Here is a 14,107-nt window from a genome sequence, read left to right on the forward strand (position 1 = left end):
GAGTGGCCGCCTGCTGGCGCAGGCCTTGAAGGCCAGTCCAGCTCCCACGACACGCATCCCACCGTCCACCCAATACCTCCATCCCGTGCGGTACCGGTGGGCCTCACAAGGCACGCCGATCAGGCCCCGCACACACCTCCAGCTCACCGCTGCGGCATATCCTTGTCCGTGTAGCAAAGGCTCACCGTCGCATCCTGCGGAATGGCCGGCATGCTCGCATTCCACGCCTGCCACGCCTGCACCATATCCGCCAGCCGTCCGGGCTGCAGCGGCGCCAGATTCGCCCGCTCGCGCTCGTCCTGCGACAGATTGAACAGGTAATCGACCCCATCCACCCGCAGGTATTTCCAGTCGCCGTGCCGCATGGCGCGCTGGCCGCGGTGGTTCATGCGCCAGAAGAGCGGGCGGTCGGCGGCGCCCCTCCAGGCCGGGTCTTGCAGCAGGGGGGCCAGGGTCTGGCCATCCCATGGATAGTCGGCAGGAGGCCGGGCGCCGCCCAGCTCCAGCATCGTGGCGGACCAGTCCATGGTCAGGCAGGGCTGGGCGCTGGTGCCGCCGGGAGGGATGGTGGCGGGCCAGTGGGCGATCCAGGGCACACGGATGCCACCTTCCGTCAAATCCATCTTGCCGCCCACCAAGGGCCAGTTGTCGGAGAAGCGTTCGCCGCCGTTGTCGCTGGTGAAGACGACGAGGGTGTCGCGCTCCAGGCCGTGGGCGCGCAGGGTGGCGACGAGCTTGCCGATGCCTTCGTCCATGTGGTGGATCATGCGGCGGTAGGTTTCGACGTTGCCGCCGGCCAGGTGGTAGATGGCCTGCTTGATTTCGCGCAGTTCGTGGGCCAGGGCTTCGTCGTCGCGGGTTTCCCACGGCCAGTGGGGGGCGGTGTAGTGAACGCTCAGGAAGAAGGGCGTGCCCTGCTTCGCGCCTTCGGCCATGCGCTCGATGTAGTCCACCGAATGCTCGGTGATGAGGTCGGTCAGGTACCCCTCGTGCGCCTTTTCCTCTTCGCCGAACCAGAGGTCGTGCGTGCCGTTGGCACCGCAGTGGGTGAAGTAGTCCACCCCGCCGGACATGGGGCCGAAGAATTCCTCGTAGCCCGACTTCAAGGGGCTGAAGTGCGGCGGGTAGCCCAGGTGCCACTTGCCCATCAGGGCGGTGCGGTAGCCGGCCTCCTTGAGCAGCGAGGGCAGCGTGGGATGCGCGGGCGGCAGGCCCAGGCGGTCGTTGCCGCGCGTGGCGGTGCGGATGGGTTCTTCGGCCGCGCCGCGCAGGCGGTACTGGTAGCGCGCCGTCATCAGCGCGAAGCGGGTGGGCGAGCACACGGGCGAGTTGGAATAGCCCTGGGTGAGCTTGAGCCCGCCCGCGGCGAGCGCATCCAGCACGGGCGATACGGGGCCGAAGGCGGCGTCGCGCCCGCCGTAGCACCCTAAGTCGGCATAGCCGAGGTCGTCGGCCACGATGAAGACGATGTTCGGGCGTGGGGGTTGCGGCATGGCGGCCATCTCCGGGCTCAGGGGCGGTAGCCCGATTCGCGGATGACGGGCACCCACTGCTTGCGGTAGGCGGCCAGGCTCTGGCGGGTCTGGGCTGGCGTGCTCACCACGGGGTCGAGGTGGTTGGCCTTGAACTGGCGGACGACCTCCGGGTCCTTCATCACCTTCTGGATGGCTTCGGCGTAGCGGTCGGCCTGCGCGGCGGGCATGGAGCGGGGCGCGAACACGGTGTTCCAGCCCGATGCGGCCAGATCGACGCCGGCCTGCCGCAGCGTGGGCACCTTGGGCAGTTCGGGCACGCGCTGTTCGCTGGAGACGGCCAGCAGGCGCAGCTTGCCGCCTTCGAACTGGGGCTGCAGGGCGTCCAGCGTGTCCACGGCGACGGGCACCTGCCCGCCGATCAGGTCGGTGATGAGCGGAGCGGAGCCGCGATAGCCCACGGCTTCGATGGGGACACCGGCCTTCTTGCCCAGCATGAGCGCGAAGAAATGCGGCAGGCTGCCGGTGGCCGGCACGCCGATGTTGGCCTGGGCGGGGTTGGCGCGCAGCCAGGCCAGCAGGTGCTGCAGCTCCTGCACCGGCACGGCCGAGGCCACGGCCACGCCGAACACGTAGCTGTTGACCTCACTCAGGGGCACGAAGTCCTGCTCGGGCTGGTAGCCCACGTCGGGCACCACCAGGGGCGAGACGACCATCACCGCCGGGTTGGCCAGCAGCAGCATGGGCTGGCTGGCGGGGGCGCTCTTCACGTACTGGGCCGAGATGCGGCCGCCCGCGCCCACCTTGTTCTCGACGATCACGGCTTGGCCCAGCACGCGCTGCAGCCCGTCGGCCACGATGCGGGCGACGCGGTCGGACGAGCCGCCGGGCGGGTAGCCCACCACGATGCGCAGGGGACTGTCCTGCGCCCAGACCGGCGCGCAGGCGGCCAGCAAGGCGGAACGGGCGAGGAACTGGCGGCGAGAGGTCATCACGGGAACTCCAGGCTGTGGATGAACGCAATAAGGGGAGAAAAGAGCGAAGAAGGGAACGCCGTCCGCCATCGTGCTCTCAGTAGGCAGCCGACGGCGCATGCTGGCACAGAACTGATCATCCCGCGTTATGTCGACAGGCCGGAGCGAGGGAACGCACCGATTCCTTGATCCGAGGCAAGACCGCGGCCGGCCCGGGCCAGCCGGCCCTGCGACAATGCCCGCCATGAGTTTCGCCCCGCTCCAGAACGACACGTTCCTGCGCGCCTGCCGGCGCCAGGCCACCGACTACACGCCGCTCTGGCTGATGCGCCAGGCCGGCCGCTATCTGCCCGAGTACAAGGCCACGCGCGCGCGGGCCGGCAGCTTCATGGGGCTGGCCACGAACGTTGATTACGCCACCGAGGTCACGCTGCAGCCTCTGGCCCGCTTCCCGCTGGACGCGGCGATCCTCTTTTCCGACATCCTCACGGTGCCCGACGCCATGGGCCTGGGCCTGTCCTTCGCCGAGGGCGAGGGCCCGCGCTTCGCCCAGGTGGTGCGCGACGAGGCGGCCGTGGGTCGCCTTGCCGTGCCCGACATGGACAAGCTGCGCTACGTGTTCGACGCGGTCACCTCCATCCGGCGGGCGCTGAACGGCCGGGTGCCGCTGATCGGTTTTTCGGGCAGCCCCTGGACGCTGGCCTGCTACATGGTGGAGGGCAAGGGCAGCGACGACTACCGGCTGGTCAAGACGCTGATGTATTCACGTCCCGACCTGATGCACCGCATCCTGGCGGTCAATGCCGATGCCGTGGCGGCCTACCTGAACGCCCAGATCGACGCGGGCGCGCAGGCGGTGATGATCTTCGACAGCTGGGGCGGCGTGCTGGCCGACGGCGCCTTCCAGCAGTTCAGCCTGGACTACACAGCCCGCGTGCTGGCACAGCTCAAGCGCACCGGCACGGATGGCACCGACGTGCCGCGCATCGTCTTCACCAAGGGCGGCGCCCTGTGGCTGGAGGCCATGGGCGGGCTCGATTGCGAGGTGCTGGGCCTGGACTGGACGGCCAACCTGGCCCGCGCCCGCGACCTGGTGGGCGGCGCCGTGGGCGGCCCTGGCAAGGCGCTGCAGGGCAACATCGACCCGAACGTGCTGTTTGCCCCGCCCGACGCCATCGCCACCCAGGTGCGCGCCGTGCTGGACAGCTTCGGCACGCCGCACACCGACCGCGCCACCACCGGCCCCACCCACATCTTCAACCTGGGCCACGGCATCAGCCAGTTCACCCCGCCCGAACACGTCGCCGCGCTGGTGGAGGCCGTACACAGCCATTCCCGCGCCCAGCGCAACGACGCCTGACGCAGGCCCCCTCGTCCGGGGGCTTGACTTATGCACACCTGCAAGCGAGCGGCGGCCCGCGTGAAGCGCTGTGGGTGCCGCGCTTTGGGATAGATCAACTTTCCGCAAGCCCACGCTAAGTGGTTGATTTATATAGAGGCATGCCCACTGCCGTTTTTGCGTGCAACCAGCAGAAACCTAATGTTTTCAAGGCTCTTGCACGATTGGGCCGGATGTATCAACAAAGTTATCCACAGAAAACCAGGATTTCTCGGCAAACCTCGAAGAATCAAGCACTTGGCATCGAAACTGCACGCACAATCCTGCAGCACGGCACCGGGCTACCACAAAAACCGGCCTCGCCCAGCCCTTGACAAGCGCACTTATGCACACATCCCAGGCAGCGGCGGGTTTTCAAGCGGGTTGCCACGCCATCCCCTGGCACACGCTGCACTGCAGCAAAGAGCGTTGATTCCTATACGTTTTTAAGAAACGCCCGTTTCACAGGCAAACTGCCGCAACCGAGCGCCGATGCGGCTTGCACGCCGGCATGAAGCAGATGTCAACAAAGTTATCCACAGAAAAGCCGAAGAGCTGTGGATTACCCGAAAAATCAAGCACTTAGCCCCCTCACCCGCCCCATCTTCTGAAGAAGTGCCCGCAAGTCCATCGTCCCCCCCCCTGAGTGCCGAGCCGGCCGGCCATGCGGCCGCGCTGGTCCACGTGGCTGTGCAGACGCCTGCGCACAGCGGGGTGGGCCACCTGCTGAGCTACGCCAGCGAGGGCCCGCTCACGCCCGGCACGCTGGTGCGCGTGCCCTTGGGCCGACGCGAGGTACTGGGCGTGGTGTGGGATGCACCCGCACAGGGCGACGCCGGGCTGCCGCCGGGCTTCGTGCCGCGCGCCATCGCGGGCGTGCTGGAAGGACTACCGCCGCTGGGCGCGCCCTGGCGCCGGCTGGTGGCCTTCGCCGCGCGCTACTACCAGCGCTCGCTGGGCGAGATCGCCCTGGCCGCCCTGCCGCCGCAGCTGCGCGACCTTTCGCCCGAGCAGCTGGCGCGCCGCCTGCGCCGCCCGGCCGCGCCGGCGGGCGATGCGGCGGACGCGGGCGATGCCGCGGCCGCCATCGCGCTGAGCCCGGAGCAGGCTGAGGCCACCGCGCAGATAGAGGCCCAGCCGGGCCCCTTCCTCCTCTACGGCAGCACCGGCAGCGGCAAGACCGAGGTCTATCTGCATGCCGTGCAGCGCGTGCTGGCGGCCGACCCCGCCGCGCAGGCGCTGGTGATGGTGCCCGAGATCAACCTCACGCCGCAGCTGCAGGAGCGCTTCGAGGCACGTTTTGCCGGCCGCTACGGCGCAGGCAGCGTGGTCAGCCTGCACAGCGGAATGACCAACCCGCAGCGCCTGAAAAGCTGGCTCGCGGCGCATGCCGGCACGGCGCGCATCGTCCTGGGCACGCGCATGGCCGTGTTCGCCAGCCTGCCGGGCCTGAAGCTGATCGTGGTGGACGAGGAGCACGACGCCAGCTACAAGCAGCAGGAAGGCGCCCGCTATTCGGCGCGCGACCTGGCCATCTGGCGCGGGCGCGAGCAGGGAGCCAAGGTGATCCTGGGGTCGGCCACGCCGTCGCTGGAGACCTGGCACGCCAGCCGCCCGCCGGAAGGCGACGACCCGGGCGGGCGCTACCTGCGCCTGGCCATGCCCAGCCGCATCGGCTCGGGCGCCCTGCCCCGCGTGCGGCTGGTGGACCTGGCCCAGCAGCCCCGGGGCTCCGTGTTCTCGCCCCCGCTGATCGCCGCCATCACCGAGCGGGTGGAGCGCGGCGAGCAGTGCCTGGTGCTGCTGAACCGGCGCGGCTTCGCGCCCGTGCTGCACTGCACCGAATGCGGCTGGAAGAGCGACTGCCCGCACTGCAGCGCGCACCAGGTGTTCCACAAGATCGACCGCACGCTGCGCTGCCACCACTGCGGCTGGGCGCAGCGCGTGCCCTTTGCCTGCCCCACCTGCGGCAACCCGGACATCGCGCCCATCGGCCGGGGCACGGAGCAGCTCGAAGAGCAGCTCGCGGCACTGCTGCGCAACGTGATCACCCCCGAGCGCCGCGCCGCGCGCGTGGCCCGCATCGACGCCGACACCACCCGCGCCAAGGGCGCGCTCGAGGAACAGCTGGCCCAGGTGCATGCGGGCGAGGTGGACGTGCTGGTGGGCACGCAGATGATCGCCAAGGGCCACGACTTCCGCCGCATCACGCTGGTGGCGGCGGTGCAGCCCGACGGGGCGCTCTTTTCCAGCGACTTCCGCGCGCCCGAGCGGCTCTTCGCCCTGTTGATGCAGGCCGCCGGCCGCGCCGGCCGCGACGCGCAATACGTGGCCGCGCAAGGCGGCCGCCCCAGCGAGATGTGGGTGCAGACCTGGCACCCGGAGCACGCCCTCTACGCTGCGCTGCGCCGCCACGACTACCCGGCTTTCGCTGCCGCCCAACTGGCCGAGCGCGTGGAGGCCGGCATGCCGCCCTTCGCCTACCAGGCCCTGGTGCGCGCCGACGCCCGCACCCAGGAGGCCGCGCAGGCCTTTCTGCGCGCCGCCGGCGAGGCGGCCCAGGCCGCCGCCCTGCCGGGGATCGAGCATGTCTTCATCTTCCCGCCTGTGCCGCTGGCCGTGCAGCGCGTGGCGAACGTGGAGCGCGCCCAGATGCTGCTGGAAAGCCCGATCCGGGCCGCGCTGCAGCACTTCCTCTCGGCCTGGCAACCGCTGCTGCACGCCACGCGGGCCGCGCCCGAGCACAAAGGGCTGGTGCGCTGGTTGGTGGATGTCGATCCGCTAGCGATCTGAGCACCTGTTCAGCGTGCTTGAGAAGATCTCGCAGCCCGCGTGAACCGGCGTGAGAGCGCGCCCGTCTGCGCGGCAGCGCTGCGGCACAGAACCCTCCAATGGCCGAAAGCCGCTGTATTTCCTTGGCCCTACGCTCTCCAAAAGAGAGCAAAAAGCGCTATGCCCGGCCACCCGCGGTGCAGCGGGGCGGCCGGGGGATTACGGTCAGAGCGCGCCGTCGCCCAGCACGATGCCTTCGCGGCGCGGGTCCACTCCGCCTTCCAGTTGCAGCGTGGCGCCGCCGCTGCGCTGGACCCGCATGATGGTGGACACGCCGCTGGACTGAGCCGAGGTGGACACCGTGTGGCCCTTGGCCTGCAGCCCGCTGACCAGGCCGGTGAGGTCCAGCGCGGTGTTGGACCCATCCACGTTGGTGGTCGTGCTGTTGGTCGCGCCGAAGTTCACCAGCGACGTGGCCTGCTGCGCGTTCAGCTTCCAGTCCACGGCCCCCACGACCGTCTTCAGCACGTACTGGATGATGGTGCCGCCGCCCGGCGAGCCGGTGGCCATGAGGAAGTCGCCCGGCGCCGTGCCCTTGAACACCAGGGTCGGCGCCATGGTGCTGCGCGGACGCTTGCCCGGGGCCACCCGGTTGGCCACCGGCGTGCCGGAGCTGTCGGCGGGCTGGGCCGAGAAGTCGGTCAGCTGGTTGGTCAGCAGGAAGCCGCCGACCATGTGGAAGGAGCCCATGCTCGACTCCACGGTGGAGGTCATGGACAGCACGTTGCCGTAGGCATCGACGATGGAGAAGTGCGTCGTGCCGTGCTCGACCGTCTTGTCCACGCCCAGCGGCACCGAGCCCAGGTCACCCGCTGCGACTACGCCGAGGGAGTTGCCATTGGGTCGGATCAACGCTGCGCGCTGCTTCAGGTAGGCCTTGTCGAGCATCGTTGCCACGCCCTTGCCGGGCAGGGGTACGAAGTCGGTGTCGGCCACGTACTTGTCGCGGTCGGCATAGGCCAGGCGCTCGGCCTCGGACACCAGGTGCACGCCCATCACGCTGGGCACGCCGCCTTCGTTGGCCGGGTTGGACGGCGCGTACTGCGACAGGTCGAAGTTCTCCAGGATGCCCAGCGACTGCGCGATGGCGATGCCGCCCGAGGACGGCGGCGACATGGTGCAGACGTAGTAGGCGTCGCGGTAGGTGGTACACACCGGCTCGCGCTTCTTGGCCTGGTAGTTGCGCAGGTCGTCAGCCGTCATCAGGCTGGGGGTGATCGGTGTCCGGGCAGCGTCGTCGCCCACCGATTGGGCAGCCTTGGCGACGATGGCCTGGGCCATGGGGCCGCTGTACATCGCGCCCGCGCCCTGGCTGGCCAGGGTGCGCAGCGACTGAGCGTAGGGCGCATTGGTCATGGTCGTGCCCGCCGCGCGCGGCGTGCCATCGGGGTTGAAGAACACCGCCACGGCGTTGGCGTCGAGCCGCAGGCTGGCCGCGTTGCCGCTGATGGCGCTGCCCATGCGGGCGGGGATGGTGAAGCCGCCGGACGCCAGGCGCACGCCCTCGTCGAACAGGCCGCTCCAGGCCAGCCGGCCATAGTCGCGGTGGGCCATGTCCAGCATGCGCATCACGCCGGGCACGCCGATGGAGCGCCCGCTGCGGCGCGCGTTGGGCACTGGGGCCGGGGACGCGGCGCTGGACTGGTCCTGCCGTACCAGGTAATGGCCGGTGGCGGCGGCGGGCGCCGTCTCGCGGCCGTCGTAGGCGACGACCTTGCGGCTGGCCGCGTCGTAGTACATCAGGAAGGCGCTACCGGCGATGGTGCTCGACTGCGGCTCCACCAGGCCCAGCACGGCCTGCACGGCCACCGCGGCATCCACCGCGGTGCCGCCGGCCTTGAGCACGTCGCAGCCGGCCTTGGTGGCCAGCGGCGTGTTGGCGACCACCATGTAGCTGTTCGAGTACTTGGCCTTGTTGCCCAGGCGGTAGCCGGAAGCGGGTTCAGGTGCTGCCGGGTCACCCGAGGCGCCGGAGCCGACCACCACCGCCGAGCCGGTGCTGGAGAGCACAGAGCAGCTTTGCGCGTTGCTGTCCACAATCGCCGGCGCCATGCCGGAGCCCCCGCCGCCGCAGCCATAGAGAGCCGCCGCCAAGGCCAGGGGCGTAATCGCCCAAAGCCACGTTTTCTTTGCCATACATTGAGTCCTGTGGTGTGTGGTGATGATCTACCCGGCCCGTACCGGCCGCCCCGGCATTCAAGCAAAGATCATGCCTCTGAAGACACACACACGGGGCGTACACCTGTCGCTGCCGGGACGGCACGGAACGCACACCCCATGCGCCCGCATAGCTGAAGGCGTGCAGCGATCGTTGGCGACGCGTCAGGCCGCCTGCGCGAGCAGCACGGCGATGGCCTGCGGCCCCTGCTGGACCACGCAGCCCGTGCGCTGCAGCAGTGCGCCAAACGCCTCAGAGGCCAGGTAGGCGGCCTCCACCGGGCGCTGGTTGCCGATGGCGTCGCCAGGCACCGCGCCCGATGCCGGGTGGCACATGAGCAGACCGCCATGCGGCACCTGGGGCAGCCACGCGTCCATCTGCGCGCCGTAGTCGGCCTCGGTGGCCGCGTCGAAGCCATAGACCCCGCCAAAGCCCTGGTTCATCGCCACGCCGGCGCGGCGTAGCCGGCGCGTGGCCGTCCAGCCGCCCAGCAGCGCGATCACGGCGGCCTTGGGGCTGCGCCACAGGCGGCCGGCGGGCGCGGTGGAGCGCACCCAGGGCCGCTCGTGCGGCGCGTAGCGGGACTGCAACTCGGCCAGCAGCGCATCGCGCAGGCCGGGCAGCTGATGGACGTGCTGATGGCCGTCGATGAAGTCCGGAGGCGTGCCCAGGGCGCGCTCGAAGGCATCGAGCTGCCCGCACCACGCGGCGCGCAGCGCACCGGCGGCCGGCCGGCGCAGATACGCCTGGCGGATCACCGCGCCCAGCGCCTGCGCGGGATGGGCGCCACCATGGGCTTCGGTCAGATTGAAGTGCAGGCCCACGGCCAGCTGGGGACGCAGGGCAGTCAGGCGCGCGGCAGCGGCCGGCCAGCGCGGCGAAGTTGCCATGCAGCTGGTGGCCGAGAGGCGCCCCGCCCGCGCCAGACGCTCGACCGCTTCATCCACCAACGGGTGCAGCCCGTAATCGTCGGCGCAGAGAACGATCGAACGCAACCGGTCTCGTGCCTGCGCATCTGACTGCGCTGCCATCATGTGTGATGGTCTCCGCCGCGCAGCGGGCTATGGTCTTCGTCGCGGGCGACGAGGTACTTGGGCCGGCGCTTGACCTCGTCGTAGATGCGGCCGATGTACTCGCCCAGGATGCCAATGGACATGAGCTGTACGCCCGAGAACAGCATGATGCTCACCGCCAGCGTGGGCCAGCCGTCCAGCTCGCTGCCGAAGGCCAAGGTAGCGACGGCGATCCATAGGCCATAGGCCAGGGCCACCACCGAGATGGCACCGCCCAGCAGGCTCCACATGCGCAGCGGCAGCGTGGTGAATGAAGTGAGCCCCAGCATGGCGAGCGAGCCCAGCTGCCGCAGCCGGAAACTGGACACCCCCGCCGCCCGCTCCAGCGGCACGAAGGGCAGTGCAGCGGTCTTGAAGCCGACCCAGGCATAAAGACCCTTCATGAAGAGGTTGCGCTCGGTCAGCGACCGGAGCGCATCGACCACGCGGCGGTCCAGCCAGCGGAAGTCGCCTGCATGCGGAGGCACCTTGACGGAGTTGCCCAGGTTCATCAGCCGGTAGAAGACGTTGGTGCCCACGCGCTTGACGCCGCTCTCTGCGCAGCGGTCGGCGATCACACCATAGATCATCTCGTAGCCCGACTGCCAGAGCGCGTGCATCTCGGGCAGCAGGTCCAGCGGGTGCTGGAAGTCGGCGTCGATCAGCAGCACGGCGTTGCCGCGGGCGTGGTCTATACCGGCCGAGAGCGCGGCCTCCTTGCCGAAGTTGCGCGACAGGGCGATGTAGCGCACCGGGAGTTCGGCTGCCAGCGCCAGCGCGACCTCATGCGTGGCGTCGCGGCTGCCATCGTTGACCACGATGATCTCGAAGTCGGGCGTGAGCGCCGCGACCGACTGCGCCAGGGCGCGCACGAAGCGGTCCAGGTTGAGCGCCTCGTTGTGCGCGGGCACGACGCAGCTCAGCCGCAGGGGCGCGCGCGGCAGCGGAGCCCGGGGCGCGTGCGGGGCGAACTCGGCATAGAACTGGGGTTCGGCAGCGGGCTGGAAGGACATGGGCAGGCGGGCGTTATGGGGTCAGGTCGATGGATCGGTGTGCAGAGGATTCAACGGTATCGGGGATCAGGGCAGGGGAGCGCAGGCCGCCGGCACGTAGGTGCGCCAGTGCATGGCCATCGGCGCGCCAGCGCGCTTTTCGGGCCAGTCCACGATCCACACACCCTGCTGCACTCGCATGCCGGCGTCGGCGCCCAGGCGCTCCACCCAGGGCGGCGGCACGTCGCTGCCCAAGCCCACCCATAGCGTACCGTGCGCAGCCAGGCGCTGCGGCGTGATCCAGGGTGAATAACGCTCGTCGCCCGCGATGAAGACCGAAGGCCGCTGGGGCAGTTGCGCCGCCAGCAGTCCCACCAGCCAGTAGTCGCCCGACACCGAATCGATCACGCAGCGCGACTGCGCCTGCCAGGTGGCTGCCGCCTGCTGCGCCATCGCGGCCTGGGGCCAGTCCATGCGCGAGGGGCGCTGGCGCCACTGGGCCCCGTAGGCCAGGAAGGCGAAGGTCACCAGCGACACGATCACCAGCCACACCGCCAGCCCGCGCAGCAGATACGTCTGCATGGCGCGCAGCCCGGCCGAAGGCAGACACGCAGCCACCAGCAGCCCGCTGAAAACCCACATGGGCACGCCCCACATGTCGCGCACGCGCAGGCCCATGGCCAGGCCCAGCCCGGCCACTAGAAGCGCTGGACCCACCGACAGTGCCAACAGATAGGCCGGCATGGATGTGTGCAAGCGCCAGCGCGCATCCGCCGAGTCGGCTGCAGCCGGATTGCTGCGCCGACCCCGGGTGCAGAGCACCGCCACCAGCACGATCAGCGCGAGCGGCACATGGTTAAGCGCCTGCACGAGCAGAAAGTTGAGCGCGTCCGCCCGGCTGACCTCGCCGTCGGTCGCCGCGCGGCTGCTGGCATAGGCCATGGGCATCCAGTCGGTGAACTGCAGCCAGCGCAGGTGTGGCCAGAAGATGAGCGCCATCAGCGCTGCAGCGAGCCACGGGCCCGGGCGTAGCATCTGGCGGCGCGCCGGCGTGGCCAGCAGGTAGATCGCCAGCGTGACCAGCAGCGCGCCCACCGAATACTTGGTGATGAGCCCCAGGCCGCCCGCCACGCCCACCAGCGCCCAGTGGCGCAGCCGCCCGTCCTTCTGCAGCGCGGCCGTGACGCCGTAGCCCACGGCGGCCCAGAACGGCATCTGCGCGATGTTGTGGTTGAACTCCAGGGCCGGGCGGGTGTAGTAGACCACCCCCATGGTCAGCAGCGTGCCGATGAAGGCCCGCTCGCGCGACATCAGCCGGCAACCCGTGCGCCATACGATCCAGAGCGTGGCAACGATGAAGAGCTGGCTCAGCAGGAACGGGCCGGCGTGGCCGAAGGCACGATAGGCCAGCTCCAGCAGCACCGGCGCCAGCGGCGGGTGCTTGTAGTAGCCCCACTGCCACTCATGGCCCCACGACAGGCTCTCGGCCACGTCCAGCGGCATGCTGGAGCTGAGCAGCGGCGGCAGCAGCGACCAGGCCAGCACATAGACGAGGGCGAAAAGCGCGACGGCGCGCAAGGGTGCGAAACGCTGCGGCGCGCGGGGCGTCGAGGAGTGGGCTGGCATGGGGTGGGGAGATGCAGCTGCGCGCTGCGAGGCGAAGAGGACGCGATTGTAAAATTTGCAACATGCCTGACGGCCGATAGGGCTTGTGCCCACTCCGGTGAGGCGCCTTTCCCAGCACACTCCACCACGCTACACCCAACGCCATGGACGCTACCACCTTCCAGAGCCAGCTCAACCAAGAGGGCTTCGATCACATGGTGCGCGTGGAACGCGAACCCGGCGGCATGTGGGACGACCACAGCCACGAATTCGAGGCCAAGGCGCTGATCGTCTCGGGCGAGATCCGCATCCGCACCGAGGACGGCGCCGAGCGCACCTACCGCGAAGGCGAGGTCTTCCACCTGGGCGCTGCGCAGCCCCATGCGGAGTGGTACGGCCCCGAGGGCGTGACTTATCTGGTGGGCCGGCGCGTGCCGGCCGGAGGCTGAGTTTGCAGCATTCCAGCCACCAGCGCGCACGGAACCTGCGCACCATGCTATCAATTAAATAGCATCAGACTTTCAACGCCACGGCCGCCGAAAAGCTCAGGAAGGCCAGCGCGGTCGATACCAGGATGATCCGCGCGATGCGCCCGTTGTGGGCGCCGAAGCGCTCGGCCAGCAGCGACACGTTGCTGGCGCTGGGCAGCGCCGCCGCCAGCACCAGCGCGGTGTGCGCCAGGGGCGAGAGCGCCAGCCCCGCCGCGATGGCCGCCCCGCCGGCCGCCCACACCAGCAGCGGATGCACGAACAGCTTGGCCAGCGCGATGGGCAGGTAGTCGCGCGGCGCCACGCGCTCGCCGGGGTCGTGGCCGGCCTGCATGCGCGAGCGTGCCAGCACCGCGCCGATGGTGAAGAGCGCCACGGGCGAGGCGGCCTGGGCCAGCAGCGCCAGCGTGCCGTCGATGGGCGCGGGCAGCCGCCATTGCGCGGCCGATGCCACCGCCCCCAGCGCGATGGACCAGGGCATGGGATTGGCCAGCATGCCGCGCAGCGCGCGCCGCAGCGCCACCGCCACGCCGTGCGTGCCCGCGCCGTCGAGCCGAGAGAGTGCGATGCACAGCGACGTGGTGAACACCATGTCCACCAGCATGGTGAGAATCGCCGGCCCTGCCGCCGCCGGCCCCAGCAGCGCGACCAGCAGCGGCACGCCTATGAAGCCGGTGTTGGGAAAAGCCGCCACCAGCGCACCGAAAGCCGCATCGTTCCAGCCCAGGCGCCGCCGCGTGAGCGCCACCGTGGCCGCCACCAGCGCCACGGCGCAGAGCGCATAGACGCCGGCCGCCGCCGGGTCCAGCAGCTGGCCGATGGGCGTCTGCGCCCCGAAGCGGTAGAGCATGCAGGGCAACGCAAAGAAGAGCACGAAGGCGTTCAGCCCCGGAATGGCGGCCTGTGGCAGCAGCCCCCCGCGCGCGGCCAGGTAGCCACAGAGCACCAGGGCGAAGAAGGGGAAGGTGATGGCGAGGACGGAGAGCACGCGCTGCATTCTCCCCGCCCCGGGCGGGAAGCGCCCGGTCTGTATCATTCGCGCTCCGCCCGGCAGCCCGGCGCTCATTGCGAGGCATGGCCGGGCCGCACCCCGCGCAGCACGCCCGCCCGTCTGCCGCCTGCCTTCCTGTCCGCCACCCGATCTCTCCAACGCCGC

General features: G+C 70.0%; 10 protein-coding genes. 3 read left to right on the forward strand and 7 right to left on the reverse strand.

Translation table 11 applies throughout. The features are described 5' to 3' along the window. Positions 1-143 precede the first annotated feature (143 nt). Entirely contained in the window at positions 144-1,493 is a 1,350-nt protein-coding gene (locus tag AC3A84_RS17030) for a sulfatase family protein (protein WP_487971218.1), read from the reverse strand. Positions 1,494-1,510: 17 nt separating this feature from the next. After that, positions 1,511-2,464, reverse strand: a complete 954-nt coding sequence (locus tag AC3A84_RS17035; RefSeq protein WP_487971219.1) for a tripartite tricarboxylate transporter substrate-binding protein — start codon at positions 2,462-2,464, stop codon at positions 1,511-1,513. A 226-nt stretch (positions 2,465-2,690) separates the two neighbouring features. On the opposite strand from AC3A84_RS17035, the gene hemE reads away from it, so the two are divergent. Together hemE and priA are read left to right on the forward strand one after the other, a co-directional pair. Further along, positions 2,691-3,806 (forward strand): uroporphyrinogen decarboxylase, encoded by a 1,116-nt coding sequence (gene hemE / locus AC3A84_RS17040; RefSeq protein ID WP_487971220.1) that lies wholly within the window; start codon positions 2,691-2,693, stop codon positions 3,804-3,806. A gap of 633 nt (positions 3,807-4,439) precedes the next feature. Beyond that, entirely contained in the window at positions 4,440-6,617 is a 2,178-nt protein-coding gene (gene priA / locus AC3A84_RS17045) for a replication restart helicase PriA (protein WP_487971221.1), read from the forward strand. A gap of 204 nt (positions 6,618-6,821) precedes the next feature. Here the strand turns inward: priA and AC3A84_RS17050 are convergent, their stop codons facing one another. The 4 genes from AC3A84_RS17050 to AC3A84_RS17065 form a co-directional block, all read right to left on the reverse strand. After that, positions 6,822-8,792, reverse strand: a complete 1,971-nt coding sequence (locus AC3A84_RS17050; RefSeq protein ID WP_487971222.1) for a gamma-glutamyltransferase family protein — start codon at positions 8,790-8,792, stop codon at positions 6,822-6,824. 186 nt (positions 8,793-8,978) lie between these two features. Further along, positions 8,979-9,809: a ChbG/HpnK family deacetylase gene (locus tag AC3A84_RS17055; RefSeq protein ID WP_487971223.1), complete on the reverse strand. Its 831-nt coding sequence runs from the start codon at positions 9,807-9,809 to the stop codon at positions 8,979-8,981. Positions 9,810-9,844: 35 nt separating this feature from the next. Next, on the reverse strand, positions 9,845-10,879 hold the full coding sequence (locus AC3A84_RS17060; protein WP_487971224.1) for a glycosyltransferase family 2 protein: 1,035 nt from the start codon (positions 10,877-10,879) through the stop codon (positions 9,845-9,847). Between the two features lie 66 nt (positions 10,880-10,945). Then, positions 10,946-12,484 carry a glycosyltransferase family 39 protein gene (locus AC3A84_RS17065; protein ID WP_487971225.1) on the reverse strand — a complete coding sequence of 513 codons (1,539 nt, stop codon included), beginning with the start codon at positions 12,482-12,484 and terminating at the stop codon, positions 10,946-10,948. A 143-nt stretch (positions 12,485-12,627) separates the two neighbouring features. Between AC3A84_RS17065 and AC3A84_RS17070 the strand changes: the two genes are divergently transcribed. Then, complete coding sequence (locus AC3A84_RS17070; RefSeq protein ID WP_487971226.1) at positions 12,628-12,912, forward strand: cupin domain-containing protein; 285 nt, start codon at positions 12,628-12,630, stop codon at positions 12,910-12,912. 64 nt (positions 12,913-12,976) lie between these two features. On the opposite strand, the gene AC3A84_RS17075 is transcribed toward AC3A84_RS17070, so the two are convergent. Next, complete coding sequence (locus AC3A84_RS17075) at positions 12,977-13,939, reverse strand: AEC family transporter (RefSeq protein ID WP_487971227.1); 963 nt, start codon at positions 13,937-13,939, stop codon at positions 12,977-12,979. Between the last annotated feature and the right edge of the window lie 168 nt (positions 13,940-14,107).

The organism is Paracidovorax sp. (assembly GCF_057642795.1).

Coding starts and splice junctions, on each gene's coding strand:
- AC3A84_RS17030 (WP_487971218.1), bottom strand. CDS start 1,493: ATGCCGCAACCCCCACGCCCGAACATCGTCTTCATCGTGGCCGACGAC.
- AC3A84_RS17035 (WP_487971219.1), bottom strand. CDS start 2,464: ATGACCTCTCGCCGCCAGTTCCTCGCCCGTTCCGCCTTGCTGGCCGCC.
- hemE (WP_487971220.1), top strand. CDS start 2,691: ATGAGTTTCGCCCCGCTCCAGAACGACACGTTCCTGCGCGCCTGCCGG.
- AC3A84_RS17050 (WP_487971222.1), bottom strand. CDS start 8,792: ATGGCAAAGAAAACGTGGCTTTGGGCGATTACGCCCCTGGCCTTGGCG.
- AC3A84_RS17060 (WP_487971224.1), bottom strand. CDS start 10,879: ATGTCCTTCCAGCCCGCTGCCGAACCCCAGTTCTATGCCGAGTTCGCC.
- AC3A84_RS17065 (WP_487971225.1), bottom strand. CDS start 12,484: ATGCCAGCCCACTCCTCGACGCCCCGCGCGCCGCAGCGTTTCGCACCC.
- AC3A84_RS17070 (WP_487971226.1), top strand. CDS start 12,628: ATGGACGCTACCACCTTCCAGAGCCAGCTCAACCAAGAGGGCTTCGAT.